We start from the raw sequence: 666 nt of genomic DNA, 5'->3' as shown, positions 1-666 counted from the left end.
TAAGAATGAATTTTCAGGTGTTAATATAATGTATAAAACGGAATTTAAATATTTGCTAGGAAGTTCAGATTTTGATATATTTACAGATATGAATAAAGCCTTTAATTTAAGGACAAAAGGGAAAGTAGATGCTGGAGTAGAATTAGTAGAAAGAAATGGAGTATATGCAAATTACGATATATTTGCAGATTTATCAGCGGCAAAAGTAAGCTTATACGGAAAAAATCTAGATCCAAATATAGATTTATCAATAAATCCATTAGTAGTAAACCTACCACTAAAACCAAGAGTAATAGTATCAAAAGAGAATAAAGATATATACTTAAAATATGGAATAGAATTAAACCCAAATAAAGAAACAAGTATAGTAGCAGGAGTACAAAAGCAGATAAGTAAAGATGAAAAGATCTTTAAAGAAGATTTGCAAAGTATGGTAAGAGAAGTTTTAATTTCTAGAAATACAGGACAAGAAAAAGAAGTAGAAGTATTTCATAGAAAATTGGTAAATTTTGCATTTGAGCAGACACCAACTTATAGATTAACACCATTTGTAAGTGTAGAGAAGATATCAGATAATTTAACAATAAGAACGGGATTTTCATCAAAAAGTGGTGATGCAATAGTTAAGACAAAAAGTGTAATTAGTGATGATCTTAAAGTTAAAGA

General features: G+C 27.6%; 1 protein-coding gene. It reads left to right on the top strand.

The features are described from left to right. Positions 1 to 28 precede the first annotated feature (28 nt). Positions 29 to 666 (top strand): hypothetical protein (locus tag AWT63_RS01995; protein WP_156414488.1); only part of this gene is annotated, 638 nt, incomplete at its 3' end.

Source organism: Caviibacter abscessus, assembly GCF_001517835.1.
Taxonomy (GTDB): Bacteria; Fusobacteriota; Fusobacteriia; order Fusobacteriales; family Leptotrichiaceae; genus Caviibacter; species Caviibacter abscessus.
The sequence above is the reverse complement of the archived record's forward strand: the minus strand, read 5'-3'. Positions and strand labels throughout refer to the sequence as shown.